Source organism: Cobetia sp. 4B, assembly GCF_018831605.1.
Taxonomy (GTDB): domain Bacteria; phylum Pseudomonadota; class Gammaproteobacteria; order Pseudomonadales; family Halomonadaceae; genus Cobetia; species Cobetia amphilecti.
Genome location: NZ_CP059843.1, coordinates 3,336,239 through 3,351,763 on the forward strand (window position 1 = coordinate 3,336,239; position 15,525 = coordinate 3,351,763).

Here is a 15,525-nt window from a genome sequence, read left to right on the forward strand (position 1 = left end):
AAGCCACCGTCAATCGACGGTGGCTTTTTCGTGGGTCGCTACTTGCGCCAGAAGCCGGGCGAGAACAGCACCAGCACGGTCAATATCTCGAGACGCCCCATCAGCATGCCGATGCACAGCAACCACTTGGCGCTGTCCGGCAGGCTCGAGAAGTTGCCCGCCGGGCCGATGATCTCGCCCAGTCCCGGGCCGACATTGGTGACGGCCGTGGCGGCGCCGGTCACCGCGGTGATCAGGTCCAGCCCGATGAACGACAGCGCCAGCGCCAGGCCACCGATGGTGATGAAGAAGAAGAACGAGAAGGCGATCACGGCGCGCACCACCTCATCGGGCAGCGCGCGACCGTTGTAGCGCTGCGAGAAGACGCCATTGGCATGGATCAACGAGCGCAGATGGTTGCCGAGCATGATCAGCCCGATCTGCAGGCGGAAGATCTTCATGCCGCCGCTGGTCGAGCCGCTGCAGCCGCCGACGAAGGTCAGATAGAAGAAGGCCACCACCGCAAAGGGCCCCCAGGCACTGTAGTCATCGCTGGCGTAGCCGGTGGTGGTCACCACCGAGATGACATTGAAGGTCACCTGGGTCAGCGCCGTGAAGATGGCCTCGCCATTGACGACGCGATACAGCGTCAGCAAGGCGATCACCCATCCCAGCAGACGCAGGAAGCCGCGTACCTGGGCATCACGCCACAGGACGCCGGCCTGATCCTGCCAGGCGCGGATGAACAGCACGAAGGGCAGCGCCCCCAGCAACATGAACGCCGACGCCATCCACAGCAGATGGGGCCGATCGGAATAGATACCCATCGAGCTGTCGTAATTGGAGAAGCCGCCGGTGGCCAGCGACGTCATGCCATGCACCAGCGCATCCAGCCAGTGCATGCCACCGAGCCAGTAACAGACGATGGCCAGCAACGTCAGCCCGACATAGACCAGCCCGATGGCCTTGGCCACGCCACCGGCACGCGGCAGCACCTTGTCGGACCAGTCCGAGGATTCGGTCTGGAACAGGCGCATGCCGCCGACCTTCAGAAACGGCAGGATCGCGATCGCCATCACGATGATGCCGATGCCGCCGACCCACTGCATCAGGCCGCGCCACAGCTTGAGACCATCCGAGAGCCCTTCGATGTCAGACAGCACGGTGGAGCCGGTGGTGGTGATCGCCGACACCGACTCGAACACGGCATCGGTCACGCCCAGGTGGGTGGCACCGAAGATCAAGGGCAGGCTCGAGTAGGCCGACACCAGCACCCAGCTCAGCGTCGTCAGCACGAACATCGCACGCGGCTTGAGCTGCAGCTCCACCTTGCGCGATACCGTCAGCATGATGGCCGCCGAGCCGAGCGTGATGCCCAGCGAGATAAGGAAGGCGCTGGCATCCGCATCCGCTTCACCGAGCAACACCAGCAAGGGCGCCAGCATCATCAAGGCCACCACGCACAGCAGCAGGCCGAGTACCCGGACGACCGGCAACCACTCCGAGAGCGAAAGAAGGCGCATCAGCGCCTGCGAGTGCGCTCGGGTCGCCTGCCCTGCGTGAGCCCGTCTACGCAGCAGGTCCCGCGAGCCACCCTTCATGCCACCGACCTGTTGATGACAGTCATCATTGTGCGTCCTCAGCGTTTTACCCCATGACGCCCCGGGCGCCAGTCTCAGTGCGACGATACCCTACACCCTCTTCTGCCGCTGTCCAGCGCCGCCACAGCGGTGACCCGCCGCAGGACATCACACCCCGACACCTCACGTAAGGCGCCTTGTGCCGCCCTGCAAGCTGCTATCCTGCCAACGACACGCGTAGCCACGCCGCCTGCTCAGTGCCAACACGCCTGAGTCCGGTTGGGCTGCCCAACCCCTGTGCGGTACACTGAGGCCCCAATATGGCAACGATGCGTTCACGGACAAGAACCTCATGCGTCTGACTGATTGGCGAGCCTGGCAGGCGAGTGCGACCCGCACCGCCCACGACAGCCGCGTAGATATCACCCCCACCCCGCGTGCCGAGCAAGTTCCGGCCATGCAGCGTCGTCGACTCAGCCCGGTCGGCCAGGCCTGCTGCAAGCTGCTGTTCGCGCTCGACCCTGACGCCGACCTGCCCATCATCCATGCCTCGCGTCATGGCGATACCGGCAAGATTCTCGCCCTGCTGGATGCCGCCACCCAGTCCGACGAGGCCCTGTCACCGGCACGCTTCTCGCTCTCGGTGCACAACGCCGTGCTGGGCATGTACTCGATCACCGGCAAGTCCCATCAGCCGCTGGAAGCCCTCGCCGCCTGCGGCAACGAATTCGAGGCGCTGATGAGCGAGGCGCTCGGCTATCTGAGCGAGCGCGAGGATGTCATCGTGCTGTTCTCCGATATCGCCGCGCCGGAGGCTTTCCTGCACCACGGTGACTACCCGGCGTGCGCCAGCGCCGTCGCCCTGCGCCTGAGCCGCCGCAGTGAAGATGACAGCGCATGGACACTGAGCGCCACGCCTGGCGAGTCAATGACGGACAGCGCCCCGACGCCGCTTGAGGTCATTGCCTGGCTTGAGCAGGCCGGGGCTGAGACGCTCGCCTGTCGTCGCCATCAATGGCAGCTGAGCCGCGCTCACGCCGCCTCACCGACGCCGCCAGCAGACTGATGCCACGCATGCTGTCGTCTCCCCTCGGGCGCCTGTGGCGTGGCATCGCCACGGCCATCAGCTTCCTGACCTTCGGGCTGGGCGGCTTGCTGGTGGGGGGAATGTGGCCCCTGCTGACACTGGTGGTACGCTGCCCCGACAAGCGACAGAAGCTCGCGCGCAGCATCATCCATCACGGCATGCGCGGCTTCGTGGGCCTGATGCGCGGCCTGGGCGTGCTCGACTATCGCCTGCACGACTGCGAGCGCCTGCAACGTCCCGGCCTGCTGGTGCTGGCCAATCACCCGACGCTGATCGACGTGGTCTTCCTGCTCGCGCTGATTCCCCACGCCGACTGCGTGGTCAAGGGGCGGCTGGCACGCAACCCCTTCACCCGCGGTCCCATCCGCGCCGCGGGCTACATCACCAATGAAGAGCCGCAGGGCGTGCTCGAGGCCGCCGGCGTGAGCCTGGCGCGCGGCAATGCCTTGATCCTGTTTCCGGAGGGCACGCGCAGCGTGCCCGGGCGCGCACTGAAATTCCGCCGCGGCGCCGCCAACATCGCGCTGCGCACGCCAAGCGAGATCACCCCCGTGCTGATCGACTGCCAGCCCAGCACCCTGACCAAGGGCGAGCCCTGGTATCACATCCCGACCCGGCGGGTGATGCTCAATATCAAGGTACTACCGGACATGACGGCGCATGTCGCACCGCCACCGGCGACAGAGGATGAGGTGCCGCTGTCACGCGATGCCCGCCAGTTGACGCGCCGCCTGGCCAGCGACTTTGCCGCTGAGCTGGCCGACTTTCAGCAACGGATTCGCGAGTCATGACAACGCGCTGCGCCGTACTGCCCTGATCTTGATGTTGATCAGATAGCGAGAAAAACGGATTAAGATATTCGGCCTTCCCGCCGTTAATAAAGCCTGCTGCCATTCATACCGGCCATTATCGGTACGCCGACACGAGGAATATTCATGAGCGATAGCGCCAAGCTGGAACTGGAACTCAAGCAACTGATCATCGACACCCTGGAGCTTGAGGACATCACGCCGGACGACATCGTCGCCGATGAGCCGCTGTTCGTGGACGGCCTGGGGCTGGATTCGATTGACGCCCTGGAACTCGGTCTCGCGCTGCAGAAGCAGTACGGCATCACGCTGGACGCCGAAGCCGAGGACACCCGCGCGCATTTCGCCAGCCTCAATGCCCTGCGTGAACTCGTGGAGGCCCGCCGTGAGCGCTGAGCAACAGACCGCGTCCCGCGCAGAGATCTATGCCCATGTGCGCAGCACCCTGATCGAGCTGTTCGAGATCGATGCCGCTGACATCCACCCCGAGGCGCTGCTCTATGAAGACCTCGACATCGACAGCATCGATGCGGTGGACCTGGTGGTCGAACTCAAGAAGTTCACCGGCCGCCGCATCGAAGCCAATGATTTCAAGAGCGTACGCAGCCTCGATGATGTCGTGACTGCCGTCGAGCAGTTGATGCAGCGCCAGGCATGACGTCATTGTCCTCTGGTCGAGGGCGACGCCCGTCACTGCCGAGGCTGCTGCTTGGCGGGCTGGGCGTGGTGGCCGCCGTGTGCTGGCCGCTGCTGGTCTATGCCCTGCTCTCGCGGCTGACGGCAGACCCGGCGGGCGACGCGATCAGCGGACATGTCTCGCCCTGGGTGTGGGCACTGATCGCGCTGGGCGCCTTGCTGATCCAGCGTTTGCCCTTGCCGTTGATCCTGCGCCTGACGCTGGCCGCGCTGCTGATCGCCATCAGCCTGCTCAGCGAGGCGGAACTGGGGCTGCGCGCCTATCCGGTGCTGGTCAATCTGGCCATGCTCAGCGTGTTCGCCACCAGTCTGTGGCGCGGCATGCCGGTCATCGAGCGCCTCGCACGTCTGCAGGAGCCTGATCTGCCCGCCGCCGGCGTGCGTTATACCCGCAAGGTCACCCGTGTGTGGTGCGGCTTCTTCGTCTTCAATGCCAGTGTCGCCGCGGCCACGGCGCTGTATGCCGACCTCGCGACCTGGACGCTTTACAACGGCCTGGTGAGCTACGTGCTGATGGGGCTGCTGTTCTGCGGCGAATGGCTGGTACGCCGTCGCCTGCGCCGCGCCGATGGCTGAGCTCGGCTATCGATAGCTGAGTCCATGCATGGATACGCCCGGCGTGGATTCGCCCGGCGTGGATACGCCCCCAGATGAATTCGACTTTCTGAAGAGTTGCCTGCCTCACATGTCTGATGCCCGCCAGCCTGCCAGCCGCGCCACCGCACGCTCCACTGAGCAAGACGCCGCCCAGCGCGCCGCCTCCCTCATCCATCAGGGCTGGCGCCAGCTCGCCCGACTCGCACCCGCGGCGCCGGCCTGCTGGCTGGCCAGTCCCGGTCAGCCGCTGCGCCCGCTGAGTCGTGCCGAGCTGATGGCACGCGTCGATGCCTGGCATCAGTGGCTGGACAACCTGCCCGCAGCGCATGCTGGCCGCCGGCCCGGTGCGCGCTGGGTGATGTTCCAGCCCACGGCGCTTGGCGCCTGCGTTCAGCTGCTGGCGCTGTGGGAGCGCGGCATGCTCGTCGTGCTGCCCGGCGATGACCGCCCGGAAACCCTGGCCCGCCTGGCCGAGAACTGTGATGGCAAGCTGCCCGAGACCAGCGCCGCTGGCTGGCCGCCGGAGCAACCCGGCACTCTCAGCTCTATCGGCTCTACCGGCGCTGCCAGCTCTGTTGCCGCACCGAACACACCGTTCGAGATCACGCCAGACGGCGGGCGTCTCGCGCTGGAGCTCTGCACCTCCGGCTCCACCGGCGAGCCGCTGCGCATCGCCAAGCGCTTCGATCAGCTCGAGGCCGAACTGGCCGTGCATCGCACGCTGTGGCCGCTGGCGACGGACGCTTCAGGCACTGACTCAGCGTCTGAGCCAAGCACAGGCACCGTCAGCCTCAGCCAGGTCAGTCACCAGCACATCTACGGCCTGCTGGTGTCGCTGCTGCGCCCGCTCAGCGAAGGGGTGCCGTTTCTCAGCGAAGCCTGCCACTACCCCGAGCAGCTGGCCGCCGCCATCGCGCAGCTGTCCGGCCTCGGGCATCGCTGCCAGCTGGTCAGCTCGCCGGCCCAGCTGGCGCGCCTGCCACAGACCAGTGACGAGAGCCGCGTGGCGGGCCAGGCTCAGTATCAGGCTCAGGTGTTGCGGGTCTTCTCTTCAGGTGCCCCGCTGCCGGCCGAGGCCGCCCGCCACGCAGAGAACTGCCTGCAGGCGCCGGTGATCGAGATCTATGGCAGCACCGAAACGGGCGGCATCGCGCATCGCCGCCAGCACGAGACGTCCGACTGGACACCGCTGCCGGAGGTCGAGCTCCGCTTCTCGCCCGCCTTCGCGGTGCGCTCGCCGTTTCTGGAGCAGCCGGACCAGTGGTGGCAGCAGGCCGACAACGCCGCGCCAGTGGCGGCTGAAACGTCGTCGCAAGGCGAGCAGCAGGCGGCGCCACGCTTCCAGCTGCTGGGGCGCAGTGATCGGCTGGTCAAGCTGGCCGGCAAGCGGGTCTCGTTGAGCGCGGTGGAGCGCTGCCTGAGCGCGCAAGAAGAGGTGCTGGAGGTACGCTGCCTGCCGATGCCCACCCGCGATCACCGCCTGGGCGCAGTGGTGGTGATGGAGGAGAGCGCGCTGCCGCAGGACCACGCCAGCCGCCGTGATCTGATTGCCCGTCTGCGCCGTGCGCTGATGCCGGGTTTCGAGCGCATCGCCCTGCCGCGCTACTGGCGCTTCGTCACGCGCCTGCCGCTGAATGCCCAGGGCAAGTTCACGGCGGACTCCGTCGCGCGGCTGTTTGCCGATCTCGACGATCATCGTCTGCCACGCTGGCTGGGTGAAACCTCCAGCGGCCCGCAGCAGCTGACGCTGGAAGCCGAGGTGCCCGACAGCCTGTGCTACCTCGAGGGTCATTTCGCCGCCCAGCCACTGGTGCCCGGCGTGGTGATGCTCAAGTGGGCTCGCGATCTCGGCCGCCGCCTGCGCCTGGCGGGTGTCGGCGTGCAGGAAAGCCGTTTTCAGCGTCTGGAGCGCATCAAGTTCTCCAACCTGTTGCTGCCGGGCATGCGCTTCACGCTGGCCGCGACACTGGTCGCCGACAGCCACGGCCTGCGCGTCGACTTCCGCCTGGAATCCCGCGCGGGCCTGCACGCCAGCGGCCGCTTGCGCTACGGTGCTGAAACCGATGACACACCTCTCAGTTCGCCACTTAGTTCGCCACTTAGTTCACCCCAGACGACACCCACACCGGAGGCGTCATGAGCCAGCCCCAGGCGCCGATGACCGGCCACACATCCTCTCCCCCCGTCAGCGAGTCGCCACTGCGCGCCTGCGTGGTGATTCCGGTCTACGATCACCCCGCCACCATCGCCGGCGTGTGCGCGGGTCTGGCGCCGCTCGGGCTGCCCATCGTGCTGGTGGATGATGGCTGCAGCGCGCCCTGCGCCGCGGTGCTGGATCAACTGGCGGCCGAGGGCCATCACCTGGTGCGTCGCGAGCAGAATGGCGGCAAGGGTGCTGCCGTGCGCAGTGGGCTGCAGGCTGCCGAGCAGCTCGGCTTCACCCATGCCCTGCAGGTAGACGCCGATGGGCAGCACGATGTCAGCGATCTGCCCGCCTTCCTCAACGGCATGCAGGAAACCCCCGACTGCCTGCAGATCGGCTATCCCGAATACGACGCCAGCGTGCCGCGCATCCGCTTCTATGGCCGCTACGCCTCGCACATCTGGGTGTGGATCAACACCCTGTCGCTGGCCATCCGCGACACCATGTGCGGCGTGCGCCTCTACCCGCTGGCCGCCACCAACCGGCTACTGGCGCGTCATGACTGTGGCGATCGCATGTCCTTCGACACCGAGGTGCTGGTGCGCTGGTACTGGGCCGATGGCGAGGTCGCCAACCTGCCGGTGCATGTCAGCTATCCCACTGGGGGCGTCAGCCACTTCCGCCCCGGTCACGACAACCTGTTGATCAGCGCCATGCACACGCGGCTGTTCCTCGGCATGCTGCTGCGCTCACCGAAACTGGCCTGGCGCACGCTGTCGGGACGCAATGGCAGGAGATCATCCACTCATGTCAGTCGCCCCTCGCAGCCTGACGACGCGAAGGGGAAACACGAATGACCCATTGGGCACGCCTGTCGGAAACCGGCTCCACCACTGGCATGCGCCTGATGGTGACGATTCGTCGTCGCCTCGGTGCCTGGCCGTTTCGCATCGCGCTGTTTCCGGTGCTGGTGTGGTACTTCCTGCTGCGCGGGGTGGCGCGGCGCGCCTCCTTCGACTTCCTCAAGCGCCTCGAGCCAGAGCTTGGCGGCGTGCGCCTGTGGGCGAGAAGCTTTGCCCACTTCATGCAGTTCGGTGAGGCGATCATGGACAAGGTCTCGGCCTGGAGCGGCGAGATCCCGCTGTCCTCGCTGACCGGCACCGGCCCGGAAGACCTGCGCGACGCCGCGCTGCGCGGTGAGGGCGGCATCATCCTCGTCGCCCATCACGGCAATCTGGATGTGATCAATGCCATCGGCGAGCGCCACGACATCGACCTGTGCGCGCTGGTGCACACGCGCCACGCCGAAAAGTTCAATCAGCTGCTGGAGCAGGCCACCGGGCGCAAGCCGCCGCAGATGATCGAGGTCAGCGAGATCACCCCAGCCACCGCCATGGCACTGGGCGATCGCGTCAATCGCGGCGGCTTCGTGGTCATCGCCGCCGACCGCGTGCCGATTCCGCCCACCGCCGACGATGCCAAGTCAGACCCCCCTCCGGCAGAAGGCAGCAGACCCGCGTCGCCGGCCAGTGCCGCGGCCTCACCGCGCGTGCTGCACTGTGACTTCATCGATCAGCCCGCGCCCTTCCCGCAGGGGCCCTTCATGCTGGCCGCGCTGCTGCGCTGTCACGTCTATACCCTGAGCTGCATTCGCGAACAGGGCGGCGCCCATCCGCGTTTCCGGGTCGATTTCGCGCCCTTCGATGACAGCCGCGCCGTCAAGCGCAGCGGCCGCGAGGCGTGGATCCAGCAGGCAATGCAACGCCATGCCAGCCACTTGGAAGCGCGCGTGAAGCGCCATCCGCTGCAGTGGTTCAACTTCTTCGACTTCTGGCATCAGGCGCCTGACAGCACGTCGAATCCAGACAGCGCGTCGGCTCCGAAACAGGACGCCTGAGCCGCGCCGGGCCTGCGACAACGCTGCTTCGCGCCCGGCTCTGCGGCCTTCACCTTGTTCGGTCTTCACGTTCAGCGCATTTTCACGCTTCTCTCTTCGCCAGGTACCTCGTCATGTCACAGCCCGCCACCTCTTCCTCCGCCCTGATTCTCGACGGCAGTGATATCACCCTCGAGCAGTTGATCGATGTCGCCGAAGGCCGCCGTGAGGTGCGCCTGACTTCGGATGCCGCCTTCCGCGACCGTATCGAGGCCGGTCCGGCCCTGCTGGAACGCCTGCTGGAAGAAGAAGGCGTGGTCTACGGCGTCACCACCGGTTACGGCGATTCCGTGACGCGTGCCGTGCAGGGGGCAGAGGACCTCGAAGCCCTGCCGCGCCACCTCTATACCTTCCACGGCTGTGGCATGGGCGCGGACCTGGATGTGGTCAGCAGCCGCGCGGTGGTGATGGTGCGCCTCGTCTCGCTGTGCCGCGGTGTCTCCGGGGTCAGCATGGCGCTGCTGGAGCGCCTCGTATGGCTGCTCAATCACGACATCCTGCCGCGCATTCCCGAGGAAGGCTCGGTGGGCGCCAGCGGCGATCTCACCCCGCTGTCCTATGTGGCCGCCGTGCTGTGTGGCGAGCGTGAGGTCTGGGTGCGCCCCGGCGCAGGCCAGCCCCACGCGCTGCGCCCGACGGCGGAAGTCTTCGCGGCACACGGCCTGACACCCTATGTGCTGCGCCCCAAGGAAGGCCTGGCGCTGATGAACGGCACCGCCGTGATGACGGCCCTCGCCGCGCTGGCCTACGGCCGCACCACCTACCTCAGCCGCCTGAGCGCGCGCATCACCGCGCTCAGCGTGCAGGCGCTGGAAGGCAACCCCTACCACTTCGATGCCGATCTGTTCGCCGCCAAGCCGCATCCCGGCCAGGCCCGCGTGGCCCAGTGGCTGCGCGATGATCTGGCCCACCCGGCGGCGCCGGAAGTCGACGCCACGCCAATCAACTCGCCGCGCCTGCAGGACCGCTACTCGACGCGCTGCGCGCCCCACGTCATCGGCGTGGTCGAGGACAGCCTCAGCTGGTGGCGCAGTTTTCTCGAGACCGAGCTCAACAGCGCCAACGACAATCCGCTGATCGATGTCGAGGCCGGCAAGATTCTCCACGGCGGCCACTTCTACGGCGGCCATGTGGCAATGGTGATGGACAGCCTCAAGACGGCGGTCGCCAACCTGGCCGACCTGCTCGACCGCCAGCTGGCACTGCTGGTCGACAGCCGCTACAACCGTGGCCTGCCCAGCAACCTCAGCGGTGCCACGCTCGAGCGCGCGCCGCTCAATCATGGCTACAAGGCGGTGCAGATCGGCGCCTCGGCCTGGACGGCGGAAGCCCTCAAGCTGACCATGCCCGCCAGCGTCTTCTCGCGCTCCACCGAGTGCCACAATCAGGACAAGGTCAGCATGGGCACCATCGCCGCGCGGGATGCGCTGCGCGTGCTGACACTGGTGGAACAGGTCGCCGCCGCCGCCCTGCACGCCGCCGTGCAGGGTGGCGTGCAGCGCGCCGACATCACGGGTCAAGCCGCCACGCCGCCCAGACTGGCCGCCTTCACCCGTGAACTGCGTGAAGACATCGCGCCACTCGAGGAAGATCGCGCTCTGGAAGCCGACCTGCGCCTGCTGTGCGCGCGCATCCGTGAGCGCCATTGGGCCCTGAGCGCCGGCGAGGCCCACGCATGAGCGAGAAACAAGTCATGAATCAGCCCACAGACACCCCGATGCCGACCGCCACGGTAGAGATGGAAGTGCCCTTCCACGACGTCGACATGATGGAAGTCGCCTGGCACGGCCATTACGTGCGCTATCTCGAGATCGCCCGCTGCAAGCTGCTCGACATGCTCGACTACAACTACCCGCAGATGCGCGATTCCGGCTACGCCTGGCCGGTGATCGACCTGCGCCTGCGCTATGCCGGCCCGGCGCGCTTCGGCCAGCACATCGCCATCACCGCACGGCTGCGCGAGTGGGAAAACCGCCTCAAGCTCGACTACGTGATCCGCGATGTCGAGAGCGGCAAGCGCCTGACCCGTGGCTACAGCGTGCAGGTCGCGGTCGGGTTGGAAGATGGCGAGATGCTGCTGGCCTCGCCCGCCGCACTCAGCGAGCGGCTGGCCGCCTGGCAGGCCGAACAAGCGCTGACACACACCAGTGATTCGCCTGCCTCCCCTTCAGAAACACGAGGAACGCCGTGATGACTTCGCGCCTTGCCATTGCCGCCACTGCCCTGCTGCTGACTGCCGGTGCCCCCTGGGCCAGCGCATCCGAGACCAGTGCCTCAGAGACCAGCGACTCAGACGCCAGATTCGACGCTCGTGCCCTGACGCAACAGCTGGCGCGCACCGCCCCAGTCTGCGGTGACTTCCAGCAGACACGCTGGCTCGAGGATGTCGGCGCAGAGCTCGAGAGCCGGGGTCACTTCCGTCTGATCGGTGACCCGAACGCACCCGAAGGCCTGGTGTGGGAAACCACCTCACCGATTGAAGACCGTCTCGAGATGCGCCCCGATGCCAGCGAAGGCCCGAATGGCGAGCCGCTGCCGGCCGACCAGCAGGCGATGGCGGAGCTGCTGATCAGCTTCTTCCACGGCGACTGGCAGGCGCTGGAGGAGCACTTCTCCCTGACGTTGACGGGCACGCCGGATGACTGGCAGGCCAGCCTGACGCCCAATGATGCCCGTCTGGCCGAGGCCGTCGAGCGTCTCGAGATCGACGGTGGCAGCTGGCTGGAACACGTGAATCTCGACAGCGGCGACGGTGACCGCCTTGAGCTGACGCTCACCGCCGGCGGTCACTGCGAGCGATGACATCTCCCAGCCGTGAGCCTCGCAAGGGCCTGGATCGCGCCGTCTGGCGCTGGCTATGGGCCGCCGCCCTGCTGCTGTGCGCCTTGCTTCTGGCGGCGAAGATCGCCCCGCAGAGCCCATGGCGTGGGGCGATCGACACCCGCATCACCGCCATGCTGCCGGAGCAGGAGCGCAGCCCGCTGGCAGCGCGCGCCGAATCGCTGGATGACACCGCCAACCGGCTGGTGATCCTGGTCGGCAGTCGCGATGCCAGCGCCGCCGCACGCAAGCAGCGTGACGCTGCCGCCCAGGCTCTGCGTCAGGCGCTCGCGCCCATCGCGAGGCTGGATGACGGCAAGAGCCTCGAAAGCCTGCGCCTGCCGGCAGAGGTCCAGCCGGCCCTGATCGCCCCGTCGCTTGGCGACCTGAGTGACGATGACTGGCAGGCGCGCGCCCTCAGACAGCTGTTCCAGCCCGGCGGCCAGCGCGACCTTATCCGTGATCCCTTCGGCCTCGCTGGCGCCTGGCAGAGCTGGCTGACGCCCGCCAACCTGTCGCTGTCCGGCGGCCAGCTGTTGCTGCGCGCGCCGGCTTCCGCTGGCTCAGTCAGTAACGAACAGGACAGTGACGAGCAGAACAGCGAAGAAGGCGGTAGCGGCTATCGCCTGATCAGCGCCACCCTGACGGGCAGCGCCTACGCGATGAGTGACCAGCAGGCGCTGGCACAGGCCGTGAATGGTGTGAAGGCCGACTATCCCGACATTCGGCTGCTGCGCTCCGGACTGGTCTTCCATGCCAGCAACGGCGCGCAACAGGCCAAGCAGGAGATGTCGACCATCGGGCTCGGCTCGCTGATCGGCGTGCTGCTGTTGCTATGGGCGGTGTTCCGCACCCCGCGTCGGCTGCCATTGCTGCTGGTGCCGGTGGCCACGGGTGTGCTGTTCGCGCTGCCGCTGACCTGGTGGGCCTTCGGCAGCCTGCATGTGCTGACGCTGGCCTTCGGCGCCAGCCTGATCGGCATCTCCATCGATTACGTGCTGCATCTGGAGTGCATGCGCCGTCTGGCGACGACGAATGGCCGTGGCGGGCTCGCCGCGCTGTGGCCGGGCCTGACGCTGGGGCTGTGTTCCAGCCTCGCCGCCTATCTGGCCATCACCCTGACGCCGATGCCCGGCCTACGCCAGATGGGCATGTTCGCGGCGCTCGGCTTGATCGGTGCCTGGCTGAGCGTGCGCCTGTGGCTGCCGCAACTGCCACTGCCGGCGCAGGCCACCCGCGAGGACTCCCCCGCCGCCCGCGCCGCAGGACGTCTGGCGCGTGCCATCCCCGGCAAGCGCAGCTGGCAGGCACTGGGCCTGCTGCTGGTGGCCGCGCTGGCAAGCCTCTACGGACTGCGCAGCGATGACCGCCTCACGCAGCTCAATCCCTCGCCTGCGTCTCTGATCAACGAGCAACGCGAGGTCCAGCGCCTGCTCGCCGAACCGGACGGCCTGCACTACCTGATCGTGCAGGCCGAGACTGACGCCGCCCTGCTCACGCGCCTGCATGCGCTGGAAGACACCTTCCAGCAGCTGAATGCACGCCAGCAGCTGGGCCACTGGGCGAGCCTCGCTCAGCAACTGCCGACACTTGAACAGCAGCAGGCCAACCTCGGCGCCATGCGTGAGCGCACCCGCACCCTGCTGCCCCAGGTGCTGAGCACCGCAGGCCTGCCGCCCGAGCTGGTCACACGTGCCGAGCAGGCCATCGCAGACGCCCGCCCGCTGCGCCCGGCGGACTGGGTCGCGCTGCCCGCCGGTGAGATGGGCCAGCGACTGTGGCTCGACTCACGCAGCGCCGCCATCGGCATCGTACGCTTCGGGGATGTCACGGCTGAGGGCAGCGCAGCGCTTGCGCGCCTCGCCGCGGATGACGACAGCCTCGAGTATGTCGATCAGGTCGCCAGGCTCTCGACGACGCTGGGCAGGATTCGCAGCGAGATGGCCTGGCTGGTCGGCGGCGCGGTGGTCTTGATCAGCCTGCTGCTGGCGCTGCGCTATCGCCGCAACACCTGGCGAGCCCTGCTGCCGCCGCTGGGCGGACTGGTGCTGACGCTGGCGGCCCTGACGCTGGCAGGCGTCGGCCTCAACCTGTTCCACCTGCTGGGCCTGTTGCTGGTCCTCGGGATTGGCCTGGATGCGGGCATTTTTTGTGCCGAGCATCCCACGTGCCGCTCTTTATCAGCTACAGCGTCAGATGCAGCACAGACCAGCGCCAGCCGTGCATCGCAGGCCAGCCTGCTGGCGATTTCACTGTCGTGCGCCTCCAGCCTGCTAGCCTTTGGATTGTTGAGTTTCAGTCAGACACCGGCGCTGGCGGCACTGGGACTGGCCTGCCTGCTGGGGCTGAGCGCCACCTGGTGTCTGGTGCCCTTCGCGCGCAGTTGAGGCGGGTCTGAAGCGAAAGACAAGCAAGCCGCAGGGAACGCAGCGCAGCATGAACACATAACGATAACGATATCGACAACGACAGGGGACGATGCCATGGAATCGGCAGATCGCAGCAACAACCCACCACGCAAGGAAGTCATCATCATCGGCGCCGGACCCGCCGGCGCCGCGGCGGCGGCGTGGCTGGCACGCGCGGGCCATGCGGTGCGCGTACTGGAGCGCAGCCACTTCCCGCGCTTCTCCATCGGCGAGAGCCTGCTGCCGCGTTGCATGCAGCATCTGGAGGCCTGCGGCTTGATGGAGGCCGCCGCCGCCGGTGGCTATCAGCGCAAGACCGGCGCGGCCTTCACCCGCCGCGGCGAGCATCGCGTGATCGACTTCCGCGACAAGTTCAGCGACGGCCCCGGCACCACCTGGCAGGTGGAGCGCGCCGACTTTGATCAGCGTTTGATCGAGGGCGCGCGGGCGGCGGGCGCCGAGGTCGAATTCGGCGTCACGGTCACGGGCTTCACTCCCGCTCGCGCCGCGCAGAGCGACGTCACCAGCCATGCGCAGGGGCCACGCCTCACGCTGGAAGATGGCCGCGAGCTTGAGGCCGCCTTCGTGCTGGATGCCAGCGGCTATGGCCGCGTGCTGGCGCGCCTCGAATCGCTTGAGCGCGACCCGCGCCTGGAGCCGCGCATGGCGCTGTTCGGCCATGTCCACGATGGCATCGCCGACCTCGCGCCGCCCGCCGAGGGCTATCGCCGCGACAATATCCTGATCGCCTCGCATCCGACGCATCCCGACGTCTGGTACTGGCTGATTCCCTTCGCCAATGGCCGCGCCTCGCTGGGTGTGGTCGGCCCGCGCGAGCTGATCGAGCCTGGCGCCGGGGACGATGCACAGACACGCCTGTGGCAGTGGGTGATGGAAGAACCACGCCTGGCGGAGCTGCTGCGTGATGCCACGCCCGCCAACGCCGTGCAGTCGCTGGGCGGTTACAGCGCCGATGTCAGTCGCCTGCATGGCCCGGGCTATGCGCTGCTCGGCAATGCCGGAGAATTTCTGGACCCGGTGTTCTCCTCCGGCGTGACCATCGCCCTGGAATCGGCGCTGCGTGCCGCGCCACTGGTCGCACGTGAGCTTACCGCGACCCGCGATGAGCAGCGCCCCGACTGGGCCAGCGAATACGAGCAGCCGCTGCGCCGTGGCATCGAGGTCTTCCGCGAATTCGTCACCGCCTGGTACGACAGCCGCCTGACCGACATCATCTATCATCCCGAGCCGCATGCGCGGATTCGCCAGATGATCAGCGCGGTGCTCGCCGGTTACGCCTGGGACACGGCCAACCCCTTCGTCAGCGCCAGTCGCCGCCGCCTGACGGCCCTTGCCAGACTGACCGCGCCCGAGCAGGCAATCGCACCAGACGCGGTGCCGGAAAGCGACTCGCTCGCTGGCCTCAGCGCCTTCGGCCGCGCAGCAAGCGTCGGCGAGAACAGGTAAAGT

Annotated in this window: 14 protein-coding genes; 13 read left to right on the plus strand and 1 reads right to left on the minus strand. The window is 67.3% G+C overall.

Annotation, left to right across the window (positions count from 1 at the left end):
• Window positions 1-38: 38 nt before the first annotated feature.
• Window positions 39-1,502 carry a TrkH family potassium uptake protein gene (locus H2O77_RS13785; protein ID WP_215823328.1) on the minus strand — a complete coding sequence of 488 codons (1,464 nt, stop codon included), beginning with the start codon at window positions 1,500-1,502 and terminating at the stop codon, window positions 39-41.
• A 409-nt stretch (window positions 1,503-1,911) separates the two neighbouring features.
• Between H2O77_RS13785 and H2O77_RS13790 the strand changes: the two genes are divergently transcribed.
• From H2O77_RS13790 to H2O77_RS13850, 13 genes are all read left to right on the plus strand, one after another.
• Window positions 1,912-2,625, plus strand: coding sequence for a beta-ketoacyl synthase chain length factor (locus H2O77_RS13790; RefSeq protein ID WP_215823329.1), 714 nt, complete (start codon window positions 1,912-1,914; stop codon window positions 2,623-2,625).
• A gap of 8 nt (window positions 2,626-2,633) precedes the next feature.
• Complete coding sequence (locus tag H2O77_RS13795) at window positions 2,634-3,437, plus strand: lysophospholipid acyltransferase family protein (protein ID WP_215823330.1); 804 nt, start codon at window positions 2,634-2,636, stop codon at window positions 3,435-3,437.
• Between the two features lie 144 nt (window positions 3,438-3,581).
• Window positions 3,582-3,851 (plus strand): phosphopantetheine-binding protein, encoded by a 270-nt coding sequence (locus H2O77_RS13800; RefSeq protein WP_043331448.1) that lies wholly within the window; start codon window positions 3,582-3,584, stop codon window positions 3,849-3,851.
• Window positions 3,841-4,113, plus strand: coding sequence for an acyl carrier protein (locus tag H2O77_RS13805; protein ID WP_240548614.1), 273 nt, complete (start codon window positions 3,841-3,843; stop codon window positions 4,111-4,113). The genes H2O77_RS13800 and H2O77_RS13805 overlap by 11 nt, the downstream gene beginning before the upstream one ends.
• Window positions 4,110-4,727, plus strand: a complete 618-nt coding sequence (locus H2O77_RS13810; protein ID WP_240548615.1) for a hypothetical protein — start codon at window positions 4,110-4,112, stop codon at window positions 4,725-4,727. The genes H2O77_RS13805 and H2O77_RS13810 overlap by 4 nt, the downstream gene beginning before the upstream one ends.
• A 109-nt stretch (window positions 4,728-4,836) precedes the next feature.
• A complete protein-coding gene (locus H2O77_RS13815; RefSeq protein ID WP_215823332.1) occupies window positions 4,837-6,888 on the plus strand; it encodes an AMP-binding protein in 2,052 nt (683 codons plus the stop codon).
• A complete protein-coding gene (locus H2O77_RS13820) occupies window positions 6,885-7,748 on the plus strand; it encodes a glycosyltransferase family 2 protein (protein WP_240548616.1) in 864 nt (287 codons plus the stop codon). The genes H2O77_RS13815 and H2O77_RS13820 overlap by 4 nt, the downstream gene beginning before the upstream one ends.
• Window positions 7,745-8,788 (plus strand): glycosyl transferase, encoded by a 1,044-nt coding sequence (locus tag H2O77_RS13825; RefSeq protein WP_215823333.1) that lies wholly within the window; start codon window positions 7,745-7,747, stop codon window positions 8,786-8,788. Before H2O77_RS13820 ends, H2O77_RS13825 begins: the two co-directional genes overlap by 4 nt.
• Before the next feature lie 113 nt (window positions 8,789-8,901).
• The gene (locus tag H2O77_RS13830; protein ID WP_215823334.1) at window positions 8,902-10,506 is read left to right on the plus strand and encodes an aromatic amino acid ammonia-lyase; all 1,605 of its coding nucleotides are present in this window, start codon (window positions 8,902-8,904) and stop codon (window positions 10,504-10,506) included.
• Window positions 10,507-10,520: 14 nt separating this feature from the next.
• Window positions 10,521-11,018, plus strand: a complete 498-nt coding sequence (locus tag H2O77_RS13835) for an acyl-CoA thioesterase (RefSeq protein ID WP_276315210.1) — start codon at window positions 10,521-10,523, stop codon at window positions 11,016-11,018.
• Window positions 11,018-11,629, plus strand: a complete 612-nt coding sequence (locus H2O77_RS13840; protein WP_215823335.1) for a LolA-related protein — start codon at window positions 11,018-11,020, stop codon at window positions 11,627-11,629. The genes H2O77_RS13835 and H2O77_RS13840 overlap by 1 nt, the downstream gene beginning before the upstream one ends.
• Window positions 11,626-14,034 carry a hypothetical protein gene (locus H2O77_RS13845; RefSeq protein ID WP_215823336.1) on the plus strand — a complete coding sequence of 803 codons (2,409 nt, stop codon included), beginning with the start codon at window positions 11,626-11,628 and terminating at the stop codon, window positions 14,032-14,034. Before H2O77_RS13840 ends, H2O77_RS13845 begins: the two co-directional genes overlap by 4 nt.
• A gap of 96 nt (window positions 14,035-14,130) precedes the next feature.
• Window positions 14,131-15,522 carry a tryptophan 7-halogenase gene (locus tag H2O77_RS13850; RefSeq protein WP_215823337.1) on the plus strand — a complete coding sequence of 464 codons (1,392 nt, stop codon included), beginning with the start codon at window positions 14,131-14,133 and terminating at the stop codon, window positions 15,520-15,522.
• Window positions 15,523-15,525 lie beyond the last annotated feature (3 nt).